The sequence below is a fragment of the Acinetobacter cumulans genome (assembly GCF_003024525.3).
Lineage (GTDB): Bacteria > Pseudomonadota > Gammaproteobacteria > Pseudomonadales > Moraxellaceae > Acinetobacter > Acinetobacter cumulans.
In genome coordinates, this window is the sequence record NZ_CP035934.2 from 1,473,635 (window position 1) to 1,492,965 (window position 19,331).

The 19,331-nt window shown below is 40.1% G+C and carries 17 protein-coding genes; 12 read left to right on the top strand and 5 right to left on the bottom strand.

All coding sequences use genetic code 11. The features are described from left to right. Positions 1 to 65: 65 nt before the first annotated feature. From C9E88_RS06970 to dnaX, 5 genes are all read left to right on the top strand, one after another. Positions 66 to 920 carry a MaoC family dehydratase gene (locus tag C9E88_RS06970; RefSeq protein ID WP_106984912.1) on the top strand — a complete coding sequence of 285 codons (855 nt, stop codon included), beginning with the start codon at positions 66 to 68 and terminating at the stop codon, positions 918 to 920. Positions 921 to 1,016: 96 nt separating this feature from the next. After that, positions 1,017 to 2,276 carry a serine hydrolase domain-containing protein gene (locus C9E88_RS06975; RefSeq protein WP_106984911.1) on the top strand — a complete coding sequence of 420 codons (1,260 nt, stop codon included), beginning with the start codon at positions 1,017 to 1,019 and terminating at the stop codon, positions 2,274 to 2,276. Between the two features lie 83 nt (positions 2,277 to 2,359). Then, a complete protein-coding gene (locus C9E88_RS06980; RefSeq protein WP_106984910.1) occupies positions 2,360 to 2,821 on the top strand; it encodes a copper resistance protein NlpE N-terminal domain-containing protein in 462 nt (153 codons plus the stop codon). Positions 2,822 to 3,026: 205 nt separating this feature from the next. Next, positions 3,027 to 3,761, top strand: a complete 735-nt coding sequence (locus C9E88_RS06985; protein WP_106984909.1) for a hypothetical protein — start codon at positions 3,027 to 3,029, stop codon at positions 3,759 to 3,761. 61 nt (positions 3,762 to 3,822) lie between these two features. Then, positions 3,823 to 6,048: a DNA polymerase III subunit gamma/tau gene (gene dnaX / locus C9E88_RS06990; RefSeq protein WP_106984908.1), complete on the top strand. Its 2,226-nt coding sequence runs from the start codon at positions 3,823 to 3,825 to the stop codon at positions 6,046 to 6,048. 14 nt (positions 6,049 to 6,062) lie between these two features. Here dnaX and C9E88_RS06995 read toward each other — a convergent pair whose 3' ends face one another. The 3 genes from C9E88_RS06995 to C9E88_RS07005 all read right to left on the bottom strand — a co-directional run bounded on the left by C9E88_RS06995 (position 6,063) and on the right by C9E88_RS07005 (position 8,944). Beyond that, positions 6,063 to 6,512 (bottom strand): acyl-CoA thioesterase, encoded by a 450-nt coding sequence (locus C9E88_RS06995; protein WP_106984907.1) that lies wholly within the window; start codon positions 6,510 to 6,512, stop codon positions 6,063 to 6,065. Positions 6,513 to 6,660: 148 nt separating this feature from the next. Next, positions 6,661 to 7,473 carry an OmpW/AlkL family protein gene (locus C9E88_RS07000; protein WP_106984906.1) on the bottom strand — a complete coding sequence of 271 codons (813 nt, stop codon included), beginning with the start codon at positions 7,471 to 7,473 and terminating at the stop codon, positions 6,661 to 6,663. Positions 7,474 to 7,783: 310 nt separating this feature from the next. Next, entirely contained in the window at positions 7,784 to 8,944 is a 1,161-nt protein-coding gene (locus C9E88_RS07005) for an iron-containing alcohol dehydrogenase (protein ID WP_106984905.1), read from the bottom strand. A 117-nt stretch (positions 8,945 to 9,061) separates the two neighbouring features. On the opposite strand from C9E88_RS07005, the gene C9E88_RS07010 reads away from it, so the two are divergent. The 4 genes from C9E88_RS07010 to C9E88_RS07025 are packed head-to-tail and all read left to right on the top strand — an operon-like array spanning position 9,062 to position 12,801. Next, positions 9,062 to 9,571, top strand: coding sequence for a low molecular weight protein-tyrosine-phosphatase (locus C9E88_RS07010; protein ID WP_106984904.1), 510 nt, complete (start codon positions 9,062 to 9,064; stop codon positions 9,569 to 9,571). Positions 9,572 to 9,586: 15 nt separating this feature from the next. Next, positions 9,587 to 10,621 (top strand): UDP-N-acetylmuramate dehydrogenase, encoded by a 1,035-nt coding sequence (gene murB / locus C9E88_RS07015; RefSeq protein WP_106984903.1) that lies wholly within the window; start codon positions 9,587 to 9,589, stop codon positions 10,619 to 10,621. Between the two features lie 3 nt (positions 10,622 to 10,624). Next, positions 10,625 to 11,764 carry a YdcF family protein gene (locus C9E88_RS07020; RefSeq protein WP_106984902.1) on the top strand — a complete coding sequence of 380 codons (1,140 nt, stop codon included), beginning with the start codon at positions 10,625 to 10,627 and terminating at the stop codon, positions 11,762 to 11,764. Then, positions 11,764 to 12,801: an alpha/beta hydrolase gene (locus C9E88_RS07025; RefSeq protein ID WP_106984901.1), complete on the top strand. Its 1,038-nt coding sequence runs from the start codon at positions 11,764 to 11,766 to the stop codon at positions 12,799 to 12,801. The genes C9E88_RS07020 and C9E88_RS07025 overlap by 1 nt, the downstream gene beginning before the upstream one ends. A gap of 85 nt (positions 12,802 to 12,886) precedes the next feature. Here the strand turns inward: C9E88_RS07025 and C9E88_RS07030 are convergent, their stop codons facing one another. Then, positions 12,887 to 14,557 (bottom strand): FMN-binding glutamate synthase family protein, encoded by a 1,671-nt coding sequence (locus C9E88_RS07030; protein ID WP_106984900.1) that lies wholly within the window; start codon positions 14,555 to 14,557, stop codon positions 12,887 to 12,889. 565 nt (positions 14,558 to 15,122) lie between these two features. Then, positions 15,123 to 16,124: a helix-turn-helix transcriptional regulator gene (locus tag C9E88_RS07035; protein ID WP_106984899.1), complete on the bottom strand. Its 1,002-nt coding sequence runs from the start codon at positions 16,122 to 16,124 to the stop codon at positions 15,123 to 15,125. 246 nt (positions 16,125 to 16,370) lie between these two features. On the opposite strand from C9E88_RS07035, the gene C9E88_RS07040 reads away from it, so the two are divergent. From C9E88_RS07040 to C9E88_RS07050, 3 genes are read left to right on the top strand one after another with little or no spacing between them, the layout of a single operon-like run. Then, positions 16,371 to 17,912, top strand: coding sequence for a circularly permuted type 2 ATP-grasp protein (locus C9E88_RS07040; protein WP_106984898.1), 1,542 nt, complete (start codon positions 16,371 to 16,373; stop codon positions 17,910 to 17,912). A gap of 28 nt (positions 17,913 to 17,940) precedes the next feature. Further along, on the top strand, positions 17,941 to 18,543 hold the full coding sequence (locus C9E88_RS07045; RefSeq protein ID WP_106984897.1) for a hypothetical protein: 603 nt from the start codon (positions 17,941 to 17,943) through the stop codon (positions 18,541 to 18,543). Next, entirely contained in the window at positions 18,540 to 19,322 is a 783-nt protein-coding gene (locus tag C9E88_RS07050) for a transglutaminase family protein (protein WP_106984896.1), read from the top strand. The genes C9E88_RS07045 and C9E88_RS07050 overlap by 4 nt, the downstream gene beginning before the upstream one ends. Positions 19,323 to 19,331 lie beyond the last annotated feature (9 nt).

Sequence of the window (19,331 nt, forward strand, 5' to 3'; positions counted from 1 at the left end):
AGCCTTCTCCCAGAGGGAGAAGGGGCTTTTAAGACATTGAAATAAAAACTTCTCAAAGGTTCAGTATGAATACTCGCCATTTTAGTCAACTTCCAAAACCTTATTTGGCTTATCCAAAAGTCATCCAAGGCTTGATTTTTAAAAAGCCGAAAGGTGAAAAAGTGCTGCCGCAAGTTGAATATGTGGTGGATTCATTTCAAGTCGATGCAAAACACTTAAAAGCGTATAACGAAGTTTGCGGTTTTAAAAACAACGGCTATATTCCTGCAATTTACTTGGCGGTGCTGTCGCAAAGCCTGCAAATGCACATGATGACTACCGAAGCATTTCCATTTGCAATTTTAGGCTTGGTGCACATTCGTAACCAAGTGAAGCAAACCCGTAAAGTCGGTGTAAATGAACAGCTAAGCCTGTCTTGCAAGTTTGGCGAATTAAAGCCGCATGATAAAGGCGTACAGTTTGACTTTATTACCACTGCAAAAGTAGGTAATGATGTTGTTGTAGAGTCGCTGACCACTTATTTAGCGCGTCAAAAAACCGATGTAAAAGCTGCAGCAAAAACGGCTGAGAGCAAAACACCAAACTATCAGCTGGTTGCGGAGTGGGGGGTTTCTGAAAATACAGGACGTCGTTATGCAATTACCTCTGGTGATTTTAACCTGATTCATATTCATGCTGTTACAGCAAAAGCATTTGGCTTTAAACAAGCCATTGCACATGGTATGTGGAGCAAAGCGAAAGCATTGGCGAATTTAAGCCTGCCAGATGCGTATGATGCAGATGTTTGGTTTAAACTGCCGATGTACCTGCCGTCAAAAGTAGAATTTTTAACTGCGGTGAATTCATCTGAAACAGACTTTATGATTCGTAGTGCAAAAAATAAAAAACCGCATGTGACGGGTACAGTCACAGCGCTATAAGCCAAAAAAGCCTGATGTCTTCATTGCATCAGGCTTTTTTTCTGTCCGAAAATATGTCATATCATTTATGCCTTATAGCATTGGAGTTCAAAGGATATGAACCAGCTCAAAGAAGTTTTATTTGCAAGTACTGATCATTATTCAGGTGAAGCTGATGCATCTTTTCAAGATGTAGCAAAGCTGTTTAGTCGCTTACAGGATGCGCGTAGCACGCAAGGTGGCGCTGCGCTATGCGTCTATTTTAAGGGGCGTAAAGTACTGGATATTTTTACAGGTCAAAAATCGGCAGATGAAAAATGGCAGCCTGATACACTTTCAATCTGCTATTCCACGGGTAAAGGTGTGCTCGCTACCTTGGCGCATATTTTGGTCAGTGAAGGCTTTATTGACTATGACGTACCAATTGCTAATTATTGGACTGAATTTGCACAACATGGTAAAGCTCGTATAACGCTTAGACATATCTTGAGTCATCAAAGTGGTTTATATGACATCCGTAATAATATTGATCAGGCCGTTGAAATGGCGGACTGGCAGCACATGCTCCAAGTGATGGAAAACATGACGCCGCGTTTTGGCTTAGGTGAAGACATGGCATATCAGCCTCTGACCTTTGGCTGGCTGGTGGGCGGTGTATTGGAAAAAGCGGCCAAGCGAAGTTTATCTGAGTTAATGCAGCAGTATTTGGTTGGGCCTTTGGCTTTGGATGGCGCGTATTTTGGTGTACCGCAGGATCAGCTTGAACGTGCAGCTCGTCCATTGCCCAAAGCGCCGCGTTCAAATGCAGCGAAGCAGCAACAATCTTCAGATCATTCGAAACAGCGTAAGGCATCACCGATGGATAAGCTGATTGAGCTGAGTGGCCAGAACCCGCAAGATTTTCAGGATGCAATGATCCCTAAAGGCATGAAGCACTTTAGTTTTTTTAGTGATGAGGGAATGCAGGCCGTCATACCGGCAGCCAATGGTGCTTTTACAGCGGGAAGTTTGGCTAAGATATATGCCATGCTAGCAAATAATGGTGTGTGGAATGGTCAAAAGTTGATTAAACCAGAAGTGTATCGAGTCCTGAGTACAATCCAGAGTAAAAAGCGTGACCGAATTATGCCATTGCCGATGCATTGGCGACTGGGCTATCACCGAGTACTGAGTTTAGGAAAATCATCCAATGGTTTTGGTCATATTGGTTTTAATGGCTCAGGTGCATGGTGTGACCCAGAGCGTGATTTAAGCTTTGCATATACACATAACTTTCCAACAGGCTCACTGACGGGGGATTACCGTTTATGGGCGTTGACGCAGGAAACACTCCGCTGTGCAGACCGTGTGCTAAAAGGGCGGAAAGGCTGGCTTTAATTGCACATGCTGTACATTAATGGACGACGTATCGGTTTGTTTGTGCTATTTTTCCCGCCGAATGTATGACAGGCAGGCAACACATGAATAAGTCGATCTTAATTCCCTTAGTTTCTCTTTCTAGTTTGACTGTGACTGGTTTGGTGGGTTGTGAGCGTGCCTCCGAGACGACTGTAAAGCAAACAGAGGCTGTGCAAGTGAAACAAATCGTCCCAGCTTGGGTTGGTAGTTATAGCGGGCATACGCCATGCATGAGTTGTAGCGCATTGTGTGAAGATTGTGAGGGAATGGCGGTTAAACTGACTTTAAATACTGATATGACCTATACCTTAGATCGTCAAAGCATGAGTGGAAATGATCAGCCGGCTTTACTACATGGCGCGATGAAATTTCATAATCCAGAAAAGACCAAATTAGAGCTGGTGAATGTAGAAAGTCGTAATTTGCTATATGTTAATTTAGCAAATAAACAGTTAGAAATTTTGAAGAATGACACCGCGCAACCTTATGATGTGCAAGATAACTTTTTACTTGAACGTGCCTAAATCTACATATTGAGCCAAAGTAAGTACTGATTAAAAAATGATTTTAAGCTGAATATCGATTGAATCAGTTAGCTACATCAGCTGACTGAGGCTTTAAATGAAATATAAGAACAGAACTGGCAGATTTATGACATTAAATAGTGGACTACAGTGGATTTTGAGCGGTAGTTTAACGCATCTCTATAAGCACTTATAAATTGTAAATATGTTAAAAAAAGAGTTAACAGTCTCAGACTTAATTGCCTTGCTTTCAGTGTTCGCTGTAGGATTGTCTGTACTTTCTAATGCATACTTTTATTATTCATTAGATGCTTTATGGATCATGTCAACACTTTCACCATCGGTATATTTCGTAGAGGTTTTTAGAGTTTTATTTTTAGTATGTCTGTTGATTATTAGTGCAGCATGTTTTGAGTGGTTGTATAAAATTTTATTAAAATCATTATTTCGAAAACGGAAAATATTTTATAAAAATAATGAGCAAGAGATAAAGAATTTACTTGCGAAGAAAAGGAAATCTTTTATAAGAGGCTATACTGTCTTTTCAGTTTTGTTGATGAATTTAATATTTAAGGTGCTGGAAAACTTTGGCTTTATATTTACAATTCAAATCTATATCTGGGCTTTTTTCATTTTTGGGTTGAGCATGGCCTTAGTGACTAATCATACATTGGATTTGATCACAAAAAGAATCACACTCGCATTAATGGTGATATTGGTTACTGCTCTGAATGCAGAGATTAAAATTGCTTATTTAAGTGAAGCACCTACAGTATATTTCAAAGATAATTCATCAAGGTCGCAACAAGCACAGTTACTTGAAGCATATCAAGATAAAATTATAGTGTTTCGCCAAGCCATTACAGGTGACGATAAAGTCATAACTATTTTGAAAATTGATCAAGTAGAAAGGATAGTAGCCAAAGACTTAGCAAATTAAGAGTTTTCATTCACTCTTCGTCAAAAAAACAGTATCCTTATGCATGTGAAAAGGAGCATACATGTATCAAGTACTTGCGCGAAAATACCGTCCACGCAATTTTAATGAACTGGTTGGCCAAAACCATGTCTCACGCGCATTAACCAGCGCTTTAGACCGTGGTCGCCTACATCATGCCTATTTGTTTACAGGGACTCGCGGTGTAGGTAAAACCACAATTGCGCGTATTTTAGCGAAATGCTTGAACTGTGAAACAGGGATTACTTCTACGCCATGTGAAGTTTGTGCGACCTGTAAGTCTGTCAATGAAGGGCGTTTTATCGACCTGATTGAAATTGATGCAGCATCGCGTACAAAAGTAGAAGATACACGTGAACTTTTAGATAATGTTCCTTATGCGCCTACGCAAGGACGCTTTAAGGTTTATCTGATTGACGAAGTGCACATGCTGTCTACGCATTCATTTAACGCACTTTTGAAAACGCTGGAAGAACCGCCTGAGCATGTAAAATTCCTGTTTGCGACGACAGATCCACAAAAATTGCCAATTACCGTCATTTCGCGTTGCTTGCAATTTACCTTACGTCCGCTGGCTGTAGATGAAATTACAAAGCATTTAACCGATGTGTTACACAAAGAAAGCATCGAAGCAGAGCAGGATGCGATTTGGCAAATTGCAGAGTCTGCGCAAGGCTCACTTCGTGATGCGATGTCATTGACAGACCAAGCAATTGCTTATGGGCAGGGTGCTATTCATCACCAAGATGTCAAAGACATGTTGGGTCTGATTGATCGTACGATTATTTATGATTTGATTTTAGCGATACATCAAAATCAGCAAGCGCGGATTAGCCAGTTGTTAATGCAATTCCGCCAGCAAGCACTTGATGTTTCTATGGTGCTGGATCAATTGATTTCGACACTGCATGAATTGGCATTACTACAGTATTTGCCAGATTTAGCTTTAAAATACAGTGCTGAAATTAACCAAAAAATTATGCGTTTATCAGCGCAAGTCACAGCACAAGATTTGCAATTATATTATCAAATTGCTTGTAAAGGTCGAGCTGATCTACAGCTAGCAGTGACACAAGAGCAGGGTTTTGAAATGACCGTGCTACGTTTGCTTGCTTTCCGCCCAATGCAACCGAGTGAAATATCTGCATCAGCACCAGTACAAACAGCTCAACCAGCTGCACATGTTGAACCAGCACCTGTAAGCGAAGCGCTAACACCGCATAGCAGTCAGCTGGAAGTAAATGCATCACCATTAGCAACAGATATACCTTCAACGCAGGATGAAACAAACGAAGCGCTAAATTCTGATGGTTTCTTCTCTGATGAATATGATGATGAGCAAGATGACTTTAGATCGCAAGCAACTGTGAATGAGCCTTCATCAGATGATTTTTTAGATGAAGCTGAATTTGAGCTGTCTCCAGAGCCTGAAGGTACAAAACATCAGCTAGAGTCTGAGGTTCTAGTCGATGTTCAAATAAGCTCTGAAGCACATACGCAAAATGCCGATTCATCTCCAATAGATCAAATACAGTCACCTGATCAAAATCAAATTATTTTTGATCTATCGAATGGTGAAACATTATTTGGTTTAGATGCTTTGGCAGGGGGGGATCAAGTTGTAGATCTAACACCTGATTATGCCTTTGAATCTATTGCTCCCTTAGAAACGGTTATTAAAAATAGCCCTGTAACTGAAGCGCAAGCTGAGCCAGATCAAGACGGTGCAGAGGCTGGTTTATTTGCACAAGACATGACAGTTGCAGCTGTAGTAGAAAGTTTTGTACAGGAAGAAATAGTACAGCAACCTCAAAACTCAGTCACGGTATCATCTGCATCTGTTAGCCATCTTATGCCACAGGATATTTTGAAACTGCCTGTACAAGACCTACAAGGTGAATGGACAGTCGATAAGTGGGAATACTGGTTCCGTCATAGTGATTTGTCACCTGCTGTACAGGAGTTAGCACAACATGGGGTGATGATTGGCACAATTGATGGTGAGAGCAACTTCCATATTCCTAAAAAATATGAACAGTTGCTGACTCAAATGCAACACCTGTTGGAGCAAGCATTACACAGTGCTTGGCCAGCAACACGCTTTAATGTGGTGTATGGCGATGTGAGTGAGCGTACGCCTTATGTGTTGTTAAATGCACGTAAAGAGCAAGCGTATGTTCGCGCCTCAGAGTTATTGCATAGTGAGCCTACCGTGAAATCTTTAATCCAAGCATTTAATGGTGAACTACATAATATTCAACTGAAATAATCAGGTGGAATACATTATTCTTCATTAATTAAATCAATTAGATAATGTTTTAAGGCATCTCGCATTTCTGGTGGAATCGGGGTGCTTTTTTTATATTCACGTTCAACAAAAACATGTACAAAATTACCTTGTGCAGCGGCGTGATTTTGTCCTTGTTTAAAAATTGCCAAGTCATAGCTTAAAGAGGAATTTCCAATTTTTTGAATGGCAACACCGACTTCAATAATCTCAGGGTAACTGAGTTCTTGCATAAAGTTGCAAGAAGAGCTCACCACTAGACCTATGATGGGAGAGTGGTGAATATTAAAGCCTGCTTTTTGAATTAATAAGGCATTGGCTGCTGTGTCAAAGTAACTATAATAGGTAACGTTATTGACATGCCCGTACAAGTCGTTATCTGCCCAGCGGGTTTGAATAGGAAATATAAAGCGATATTGATTGCGTTGTCTGATCGTTGGTTTCATTTGGGTCGGTATTGTTATCAAGCATCATGTGTTTTTACTTTGCTATGCCAGTTTATTCAAGTAAAAAAAAGCCATTCAAGCAATTTGAATGGCTATGGCAAAATGAAAGCTTAAAAATTAAAACAATAATTTTTTCTGTATTTTTGAGTTAGAAACGATAGCCAAGGCCTAAGTAGGTGACAACTGGATTGATTTCAATTTTACTTGATCCAAGTAACACCGTGTCACGGTCACCTGTGTTGCTATTACCAATGACATTAAGTTTTGCATCTGTCGAGAGATGAGCATAGCTGACAGACGCCGTACCAAACCAATTTTTAGTCAAATTCACATCAACACCTACCGTAGCAACGGGTGCAAAAGCATCATCGACTTTAATTTTGCCTAATTCAGGTTTAAGTAAACCACCTACAAGCGGATTATGCGTCTGTAGTTCTGTATTGATGGCAGGATCTGCTTTTACATTGCTGAAATGTGCGTACATTACACCTGCGCCCACATAAGGCCGAATACGGTTATTAATTGAGCCAAAGTGATAGCGTGCAGTGAAGGTTGGGGTATATGCATCTGTTGTTGCAATTTTATTAAATTGCTCTAAGTTTGCGACTGATCCAACAACTGGGAGGCTAATTTCACCTTTACCAGATAAATCCATTTTTGGCGGTGCACCTAAAACTAGTTCGAGAGAAACATTGTCATTAACAAAGTAATCAAGCATTAAGCCAGCAGTATCCGCATTTTGTACTTCAAAGCCAGCATTTGGAGAGGAGGCCTGTTGAGCGCCTAAAATAGGTGTTTTATCTGTTGTACTTCCTGAAACACCTTGCGCGCTACTTTGAGGCATGATGTGCAACCAACCTGCTGAAACAGCCCATGTTTTTCCATCAGATGTAGAGGCATGAACCAAAGGCATTGCACCACATAGTGCGACCAATAATGCTGATTTTTTAATATGATTCATTTGCTTTTCCTTAGTCTGTATTGCGTCATACCAATTCAAATCCTGAAGTGGTTTTAGATATAAGTGTATGCAGTTAATACATGAAAAAGCTTAATAAATAAGAAAAATTACAATGTAAATGAAGCTATTTTAAAATATAAAAGTAATAAAAAGTGTTTAAAAACAATATGGTTTTTGGTGATTGATTTTTAATCAACATCTAATGTGTTGAATTCGAATGTATAAATAAATCACCATTTCACTGATTTAATAAACAGTAAAAGTGTAGGAATGTCGAATTCATCACAGCTAGACAGTCATAAATTATTATTTAAGCGTAAATTGCGTTGTAAATCTGTAGAGCATCCTGTTGTTGTAAGGGGCGTGGGTTGTTTTGCAGGAGGCGAGTTTGCAACATAGCATCTGTAGCCAACTCAGTTAATTTGGTATGTGGAATATCGAGCTGTTGCAATTTAAGCGTTAGACCACTCTGATCTAGATGGTTTTGCATGTGATCAATAAATAAATCACATAAGCCTGCTGTACATCCAGTGCTATAAGGGTCAAGCCATTGCATAAGCTCTGCGTAATGGCCTTTGGCTTCTGGTGCGTTAAATTTTAGAACTTCAGTCAGTACTAAAGCATTGCTATGTCCATGTGAAATGTGAAAATGCCCACCAAGCGGATAGGCTAAGGCATGTACTGCACCTACGGGTGCATTCGCAAATGCTTGTCCAGCGAGCATTGAGCCAACCAGCATGTTTTGTCGTGCTTCAAGATTATTTCCATCGTTGAGTACCAACGGAAGATTTTTATTTAATAAGCGAAGCGCTTGCTTGGCCAACATATCTGCATAAGGATTTTTCTTTATTTTAGAAGTGTAAGCTTCGATGGCATGCACCATAGCATCTATACCTGTGGCAGCTGTAATTGAAGCAGGTAAATTTTGCGTAAAGTGAGCATCCAAAATAGCGACATCTGCATATAACACAGGCGAAACAATGCCAGTTTTGGTGGTTTCACCTGTGGTGACGATAGAAATAGGAGTAACTTCTGAACCGGTTCCTGCCGTGGTTGGAACTAAGATCAGAGGCAGGCGTGGTCGCTTGGCATTGCCTACACCGTATAGGTCTTGAATAGTTTGATGCTGTTGAGGGTGCGCTAAGATCGCAATCACTTTAGCCACATCTAAAGAACTACCGCCGCCAAAGCCAAGTACGAGATCAATTTTTTCATTTTGCGCAAATTGTACTGCATCGAGAACCAAATGCTCAGGAGGATCTGCTTGTACATTGGCATAAATTACATAGTCTTGTTTAAGCGTTTCCAATATTTCGACAATGGGTAAATGCAACTGATGAAGCAACATACCTGGATCAGTCACAATTAATACGCGCTTCGGTTTAAAGTCATTGAGCAGATTTTTAAGCTCAAGAATTGAACCCAACCCCGAAATAATATTACTCACCGTTTGAAACTGAAATTGGCTCATGACTTTATCCTTAATTTTTATATCTAAATGCGCATTATTGTTGAGGGTTGATATAGGATTCATCCTTTAAATAACTTAACATAAGATGCTTGAAATAAAAGTAACATTGAGGTTCTTATGTCATCCCAAACGCCCTATCAGGTGTTATGTGTTTGTCTAGGTAATATTTGCCGCTCTCCTACGGCTGAAGCTGTGTTCAGGCACTTATGTGATGAAGCGAACTTGAATGTTGCAATTGATTCTGCAGGTACCAGCAATTACCATCCTGGTAAGGCACCAGATTCTAGAAGCCAGCAACATGCTAAAAAGCGTGGCTATGATTTGTCTGCCTTACGTGCACGTCAGCTTAAAACTCAAGATTTTGTAGAATTCGATTTGATTCTTGCCATGGATTATGAAAACTTAGCGAATATTCAAGCTTTAAAGATCCAAGCACAGCAAGAATTTGGTGCAAATGCCTTACGTGCTGATATTGCACTCATGAGTCAGCATGATCCTGACTTTTTTGAACAAGCTGTTCCAGATCCGTATTATGGTGGTGCAAATGGTTTTGAGTTGGTACTTGACCAGTGTGAATCCAGCAGTCGTGCCTGGATTCAGGTTCTTCAGAAAAAATTAAAATATTAAGGTTTAAGATTCGATATGCATATCCAGACTCAAGTACAACTTAAGCCTTTTAATACGCTCAATTTAAATTCGATTGCTTCTCATTATGTTCAAGTGTCTTCAAAACAAGACCTGTTAGAAGCATTGGCTTTTGCAGAGGCAGAGCAACTGAATGTATTTATACTTTCAGGGGGCAGTAATATGCTCCTGCCAGAGCACATCAATGCTTTGGTATTGCACATGCACATAATGGGGATTGAAACTCTCGCAGAAGATGAGCATACCCGCACGTTGTGTGTGGGTGCTGGTCAGGTATGGCATGACTTTGTGTTATGGACGACGACACAGCAGTTGTATGGCTTACAAAATTTGGCTTTGATCCCTGGGCTTGTAGGCGCGGCACCTGTACAAAATATTGGTGCTTATGGTGTTGAAGCAGGTGAATTTATTGATACGGTTGAAGTCTATGATCGTAATCAGAAAAAATTTACATGTATTGCATCGGCAGACTGTGATTTTGCATACCGTCATAGTGTATTTAAAGACGATCCAAACCGTTACATTATCTGTGCGGTTCAATTTAAGCTGTTGAAAACACCAGAACTGAAATTACAGTATGGTGATTTAAAAGCAGCAGTAGGTGATGAGCTCACCGCTGAAAATTTACAACGTCAGGTGATTCATATTCGACAGGCTAAATTACCAGATCCTAAAGAATTTCCAAATGTGGGTAGTTTTTTTAAAAACCCAGTCATTTCTCAGCAGGATTATGAAGCAATTGCAATAAAACATCCTAACTTACCGCATTATCCTCAAGCGAATGGGCAGGTCAAAATTGCAGCAGGCTGGCTAATTGATCAAGCGGGTTGGAAAGGCAAAAAGTTAGGTGTTGTAGGAATGTTTCATAAGCAAGCTTTGGTGCTGGTAAATTATGCTGATGCAACTTTGCACGATGTACGCCGTACCTATCAAGCTGTGCAAAATGATGTATATCATCAGTTTGGAATTGACTTAGAACCCGAACCTGTGTTGTTTAGTCAGCAAGGTTTAATCCGTTCACATCAGGACTAAAAAATGAAAAAAACGCCATGGATAGTCCGTTTGGTGCAAATAGTCGCTTTACTATTTGCGCTTTTCGGCTGTCTGATCGTTTTTATTTATACGCCTTTTTATTCTAGCTTGATCGTACGTGCGCTGAATTATTTTGTACCTGTAGAAGTGAATGAGGTGGCTGCCAAAAGTCAAAAAATGGCTTCTTTAAGTGACCACGAAAGCTATGAGCCAGGCTCAGATATGTGGATTGCACGTCAAGCGTATTTAAAAGTGATGGAAGAAGCGATCCAAACTAAAAATGCACAAGATTTGATGTTGGTACAGGCACGTTATAAAGCACTGCAAAAAAATATCGAAGAAGACATTCAAAAAGAAGTTGAAGAGAAAAATCGCCCTCAGGTCCCATTATTGGCGCCTGTGGTTGATCAAGCAGAGGCAAGTAGTGCATCTGAAGCGACAGTGGCAAATGTTTTTGACTTCAATGCAAAACTTGATGATGAACAGATGCAATATTATATTAAGTTTTTAAAAACACATCCTGTTGAAATGGCTGCTTCAGAGCCTGTGGATGATGAAATATTTAAAGATATTGCCCTGATTCAGAACCAAAATGAAAATGAGAAAAAAGCCACACAAGCAAAGCCAACGCACTTGTCTGAACCTTATGCAATTGTGGTGTTAGGTGGTGGTTTAACACTCGATAAAAATGGTAAAGATATTGTTGTAAATGACTATACACGCTTACGTTTAGAAAAAACGCTCACAGTAGAACAGCGGTATAAATTGCCAATTGTACTGAGTGGTGTAGAAGCACCTTATATGCAACGTTGGTTGGCTGAGCGTGGTGTAGAAGCCAAATTGCTTGAAGACCGTAGTATGAATACCTGTGAAAACACACGTTTTAGCTCTTTGCTCTTGCAGAAAAAAGGTGGTGCACCTACAGTAATGCTCATTACAGATCGTTATCACATGCCAAGAACTCGACGTTTATTTGCACTCAATGGCATTGAAACAATCGCTATAGAAGCGCCAATGCCAACGCATTTAACCCGATGGCGCCCAAGTGAAAAAAATTATGACCATAGTCGCCGTGCCAATTATGAAATGTTGGCGACAATGCGCGACATGTGGGTAGGTACAGAATGCAGGGAGGTACCTTAATGTCTGATATACCTTTTTTAAATCCTGCAATTTTAAAGCAATTAGAGTTGCCTATACCGAGCCGTGAAACTACGCCTCTGTTATTAGAACAATTAAATTTAAATCGGCCTTATACGCCGACTTTGGAAATTCAAGCTTATCGTCGTTTGTATGGTTTAGATGCTTTGAATTGTGAGCATTGGCAAGGTGCAATTGAAATGCCTTTGTTTAAGCTACATGTACAGGTCTTTCAACCCAAATTAGAACAAGGTCAACAGAGTAAGGGGACGGTATTTTTATTGCATGGCTATTTAGAGCATAGCGGTATTTATCAACCGATAATTCGAGAAATACTTGAGCAAGGCTACAGTATTTTGACCTATGACTTACCTGGGCATGGTTTAAGCAATGGCTCACCTGCGAGTATTCAAAATTTTGATCATTACCAAGCCGTATTAGACGCCGTATACCGTTATGTAAAACATGCTTCGCAATTGCCTCAGCCATGGTTAGGCATTGGTCAAAGCACGGGTGGCGCAATTTGGTTGCATCACTTGCTTGCCTTTGCTGAGCGTCGTGAAAACCCGTATGTAGATCGCGTATTGTTGTTATCGCCACTAATTCGTCCAGCCAAAACTGCTTGGTGGCACAATTCGGTTGGTTTGGGCATTATTCGCCGTATTAAGCGTGAAGTGCCTCGTCATTTTCGCCGCAATAACCATAATCCTGAGTTTTTACGCTTTGTACGCCTAAAAGATCCACTACAGCCACGTATGATGGGTATGGATTGGATTTTAGCAATGTCGAAGTGGATGCAGGAAATGGAAGATCGTCCAGCATGTCGCATTCCAGTGTGGTTAGCACAAGGTGCGCAGGATCAGACGGTTGACTGGCGTTACAATATTGAGTTTATTCGCCGAAAGTTCCGTTTACAAACGCTACTCATGTTAGAAGAAGGCTCTCATCAGTTAATTAACGAGCGTGCAGATATTCGCGCTGCGCTAACAGGTTTAATTCCTGCTTTTTTAAATGCAAATAGCAGTAAAAGTTATTACTAAGTTGCAGGTTTAGCCTTGAGTTTTTGTTGATCAAAAACATAAAAAAAGTAGCAATATGCTACTTTTTTTATGTTCATTCAGTTGTTTAAAAACGCTCGGCGCTTGCCATATTCCACATGCGATAATAAAAATTTTCTTGATCTTTATTCTCACAGTGTAGAAGTTCACCCTCTTTTAGCCAAAAATGGAGCTGGGCATAGTTTTTAATTTCACGATCGTTAATGCGCTGCGCTAAATGATGTGCCTTTAAATCCGCAGGGTGGCTTAAGCCGGCTGAGGCTAACATTTCAGACAAGCCATGCAGGGTGTTTTTATGAAAGTTATAGACCCGTTCTGCTTTGGTGGGTACATGAATCGCTTTTTGGCGGTCTGGGTCTTGCGTGGCAACGCCTACAGGGCATTGGTTGGTGTGGCAACTTTGCGCTTGTATACAACCAACGGCAAACATAAAGCCACGAGCAGAATTGACCCAATCAGCGCCAATCGCCATTGTGCTGGAAATATCAAAAGCGCTAATGATTTTACCGCTGGCGCCAATTTTAATTTTATCGCGTAAACCAGCACCCACTAAGCTGTTGTGTACAAAGAGTAGACCTTCTCGTAGCGGTGTACCCATATAGTTAATTAGCTCGACAGGGGCTGCGCCAGTGCCACCTTCAGAGCCATCGACCACAATAAAATCTGGCAAAATTTGGGTTTGAAGCATGGCTTTAACAATACCCATGAATTGCCAAGGTTGGCCGAGGCAAAGTTTAAAGCCTACAGGTTTACCATTGGAAAGCTCTCGTAATTGTTGAATAAAATGCATCAATTCGAGGGGGGTACTAAAAGCAGGATGGCTTGACGGCGATACGCAATCATGATCGCGACTAACACCACGGATTTGAGCAATTTCAGCAGAAATTTTATCTTTAGGCAAAATGCCACCGTGACCAGGTTTAGCGCCCTGAGACAGCTTAATTTCAATCATTTTGACTTGAGGAAGTTTGGCTTGTTCTGCAAAACGAACAGGGTCAAATTGACCATCTAGTGTGCGACAACCAAAATAGCCACTTCCTAGTTCCCAAACAATATCGCCTCCATGTTCTAAATGATATGGGCTAATGCTACCTTCACCAGTGTCATGGTAAAACTGTCCCATCTGTGCACCTTTGTTGAGTGCACGAATGGCATTAGCACTTAAACTTCCGAAGCTCATGGCTGAAATGTTTAAAATTGATGCACTATAAGGTTGAGTACATTGTGGCCCACCAATGCTGATTCTAAAGTCTGCAGGATTTGCAGGTTTACATGGGCTGAGTGAATGGGTAATGAAGCGATAATTATCCTGATAAACATCTAAAATAGAACCAAAGGGTTTATCTGCATTTTCATTTTTTGCACGTTGGTAAACCAAGCTACGTTGCATGCGAGAGAAAGGAAGGGCATCTTGATCAGCTTCAATAAAATATTGGCGAATTTCAGGACGGAACTCTTCAAATAAAAAACGAAAATGCCCCATGATTGGGTAATTTTTTAAGATGGAGTGTTTATTTTGAAGCACGTCATACAAACCAATCAAACTTAAGATTGCCGTGATAACCCAAACACTATTGAGCAAGGTTTTGGGAACAAAATAATAAATATAGCGAGGCTCATAGCCAATATGGAATGACGTGACCAGCAAACAAATAAAAATACACAAGAACCAAATAGAATGGCGTGAAAAAAATGTATTGAGCAGTTTATGTCGTATAGATTGTGTTGGGCTTGGCATATAAAAATTTATCCATAGACTGCATTAAGCTTTTAATGTGCCGATTTTGTTAGCAATTCTCAAGTTTTAGTTTGTTGATTGAATGTAGTTCTGTGCAAATTAATATGCGAAATTCATGAGCTATACGCATGGTTATTTGCAAAGAGTGGACTAAGTTTTTCTGAAAAATTGTTTAGGTTTTGATCTGCTATACAAAGCAATTCTTATGATTTCACCCACTAAGATTTTTTAGATAAATTGATTTTACCCCAGCAAAAGGAGCAATAAAGATGACTAAAAAATCGATCCGTTTTAACAATGCAGATCTAGCATGCTTATGCTAATCAAGATCTCTAAACTGACTTTAACTTACCAATACCGTATGCAGTGGGGAAAGCAACTGAATACGGTATTTCAATCAGCCAATCAACGCTAAGAATGACAATAACATTTTAAGAAATTATCAGTCCCAGTTTTGGGACTTTTTTCTATGCAGCCTTATGCTTGTAAAATGGCTAGATAAGCTTGGCCATACCGCCTCATTCAAAGCTTAGCTTGAATACAGTATTTGGATTTTTTTAGCGTTTTAAGGTTCATTGATTTGTTGTACTGCATGTAAAACATATTCGGGTTCAATATTTTGAATACGTTTTCCAAAGCTACGTAACCACCAAACCAATTGCGAGGTATAGGGTACAGTTGCAGTAATTAAAATCTGTCCATTATCTAGTTTTTGTATGGTTTGGTCTCTACTGAGCTGAGATTCTTCAAAGTAGCCTGCATCTTGTTCTGTAACAGTGAGGCGAAGCTCGATATTCTCAGTAGGTTGATTAAAATCAACCCTAAAGCCCAATGCACCAGATTCTATATAAGCATCTATATCAAAATTGACTGGATGCAATGCACGTGAATTAAGCACTTGCGCAGATTTAAAGCGGTGCAAAGCGAATGTTTGGATGTCGGTTTTGTCATGTCGGGTGCACACTAAATAAATGATTGCACCTTTTTGAACCAATGCCAGTGGATTTAAGATGTAGGTCTTTTCCTCGCTTTGTAAACCACGGCCTTGATATACACATTCTAATTGCTTGTCTTGGAGTAAGCCTTCATAAATCGTTTGTTGTGATGTTTTATCTACAGTTGGCGGTATAAGAGGCTGATTGGCCGGCACAATACGAACACGGTTGATCCATTGGCGCACACTGTTTTGGGTGGAAAGACTTCGGCGAGCCAAATCAAACCAAGGATTCATTTCCTCTATGAGGCTAGGCGGCAGTAAATGTTTAAGATGTTCCTCAACCATCATAAAAGTTACAGCCTGAGAACTGGTCATGTGTGGCAAGCTTTGAATAGGTGCATCAGCCCGCCAACGCCAGCCCTGAGGCGATGTTTTGCTACTTTCAATTGGAAAGCGCTGGGCAATTTGGTTTAAATCACGCTGAATGGTGCGCAAACTAATATCGATACCTTCGCGTACCAAGCTTTCTTGCAATTCACGTGTCCCAATCCACTTTCCTGTGGGTAATCGCGACAAAATTTGCCATTGGCGATAGAGACTGTTGGATGTTTCTTTTTCTTGTGAGGACATAATGTAGACAATAACTAATCTAGTAGTGAGATGGGCAACGCCAAAATACACAATAAAAAAACTGGATTTATTTCGCAAGTCTTTGACTTAAAAAAAACAGCACAATTTGAAACAAGATGGCGCAATTTTAGTCTTGTGTACATGTTGGAAATGATCAATAAATGTAAGACAAGGTGGTAATTTATACAGCTGGCATGCTTATTGCTTTGATTTGCTTACAATAGATTACAAAGAGAAGAGGTTGGTATGTTGAAAGAAAATATACACGATACAGCTTCCAGTACATCCTTAGAGGCGTATGCATCATCTGTATCTACCATGAGTAGAAATACAGCGACAGCACAGTCCTATGCGTTGTTTGAACATTTGAAGTCAAATTTTTTTAATGAAATGCGTGATGATCGATTGATCTCGGGTGAAGCATGCCAAAACATAGAACATTGGCTATCGCAGCATAATTTAGATGAATTAAAAGCATTAAACCAACGTGCAAAAGAACATTTTTTATATGAAGGTATTACCTTTAATGTTTATGGTGAGGCTGAGGGGACCGAACGTACAATCCCTTATGACTTAATTCCACGTGTGATTGCGAAGAAACAATGGAATACCGTAGCCACTGGTTGTGCTCAACGTGTTCGTGCACTCAATTTATTTTTACATGATATCTATCATCAACAAGAAATTTTAAAGGCGGGTATTGTTCCTGAGTTACAAGTGTTGTCGCATGAGGCATATTTGCCTCAAATGGTACAGCACCATTTAAAAGGTCAGGTCTATAGCCAGATTAGTGGTGTTGATATTATCCGTGATCGTCATGGTGAGTTTTATGTGCTTGAAGATAACTTACGTACACCATCAGGTGTGTCATATATGTTGGAGTCACGCAAAATAAGCCAAAAACTCATGCCCGATTTATGTGCAAAGAGCAATATTTTGGGCATAGAGCAATATCCAAGCTTGCTCAGACAAATACTTGAAGAAAATGCTTATTGTGATCATCCATTTATCGTGATTTTAACGCCAGGTCGCTATAACAGTGCCTATTATGAACATGCTTTCTTGGCACGTGAAATGGATGTACCGTTAGTAACTTCTGCGGATTTATTTGTAGAAAATGACGTGGTCTATGTCAAAACCATTAAAGGTCGTCAACGGGTAGATGTGATCTATCGTCGTTTAGATGATGCGTTTTTGGATCCATTAACGTTTAGACCAGACAGTACCTTGGGTGTTGCAGGTTTAATGTCGGCTTATCATCAACATAATGTTGTGATTGCCAATGCACCGGGTACTGGTGTGGCAGATGATAAATCAATTTATCCGTATGTAGATAAAATGATTCAGTTCTATCTAGGTGAGCAAGCCATTTTAAAAAATGTGCCCACTTACCAATGCCGTGAAGCAGCAGATTTAGATTATGTGTTGAGTCATTTAGAACAATTGGTGGTAAAAGAAGCACAAGGTTCTGGTGGATACGGCATGTTAATTGGGCCCCAAGCGTCTGAACAGCAAATTCATGAATTTAGAAAGAAAATAAGCCTTACGCCACATTTATATATTGCACAGCCTACTTTGGATTTATCTGTGTGCCCAACGCTGACTGCGCATGGGGCTGCAGAAAGACACATTGATTTACGTCCTTTTGTGCTGAGTTCACCTTATCGCACAGAAATTGTGCCTGGTGGTTTGACGCGTGTAGCCATGCAAGCGGGTTCATTGGTGGTCAATTCATCTCAGGGTGGAGGGATTAAGGATACTTGGGTGGTGGATAACCTACATGTGTGATGCCTTATACCAATAAAAGGAAAATGAGATGATTTTGTTAAAAAGTAATGTACAAAATATTTTTTGGTTGGGGCGATATTTAACACGTATACAGTACTTATGTGCTCAATTTCCTTTTCAAGTAGACGAAGAAGCAGCGCAGTATGCACATGCATTTGCTTTAAATGCTGAGGATGCAATTGAGTTAAATGAGCTATTGTTAGATCCAACACAGGTGGCCTCATTTTCTTATCAGTTTGAATGTGCAAAAAACAATATTCAAGATTTACGCGCAGTGCTAAGTGCAGTGAATTATGCAGAATTAAGTTTGTTGATAAAAAATGCCAATGAAAATCGAGGCTATATTTGTGATGTGGCATCTGAATGCCAAGATATTTTAGAAACTGAATCTGAAACTATTTTTCTATTTTTTAGTTTGGGGCAAGGTATAGAGGAACTCGATCGACAGTTACGTTTACAACAAGATGAAACAACGACTTTAGCGAAGGTTGGTCATATTGTGAGCTCATTGGAGCACTTAGGTTGGTCTGATTTAGAACAAACATGGGCACAATTGCAGCAAGTTCCTAATAACACGCATTTTTTTCATTTTTATGACTCGATTCAACGGATATTTGAGGCTGATACATGAAATTCATGGTGAATCATCAAACGCATTATAGTTATTCTGCGGATGTAAATCGGAGCATTCAATATATTCGTATGACACCACCCAGTAATGTCCATCAAAAGGTACATCATTGGGCGGTGAGTGTGCCTGGTCAGTCTATTGCGAAACACGATGCATTTGAAAATATTTGGTTGACCAGCTCACAATACGAACCTTATAGCCAATTGACGATTATGGCGCAGGGAATTGTGGAGTTGAATGTAAATAATAGTTTGGGTGTAGATTTGGCACATATCTCACCTGCTATGTTTTTACAGCCGACAGATCGTACCTTGTGCAATACGGAAATGCAGTGTTTCGCACATCAGTATGTTCCAACTCCGACACATCAAAACTTAGTGGCTTTGGCTGAGGCAATTTTACAGTGTATTCCGTACACACCTGCAAGAACCTCAGTACATACCACAGCATTAGAAGCTTTTTTGCATGGTGAAGGCGTTTGTCAGGACCATAGTCATGTGTTTATTGCAATGTGTAAGTATTTGGGTATCCCAGCACGTTATGTATCGGGGTATTTATATGTACCACAAACAGCACATCTGGCCAGTCATGCATGGGCTGAAGCATTTATAGACAATGCATGGTATTGTTTTGATATTAGTAATCAATTGTTTAAACCAAATGCGCATATTTATGTCGCAATTGGCCGTGATTATTGGGATGTTGCTCCCGTGCGGGGGGTACGGGAAAAAGGCGGTATTGAATCAATGAGTTCGATTGTGCAAGTACTTCGCTGTTGAAAAAAAGAA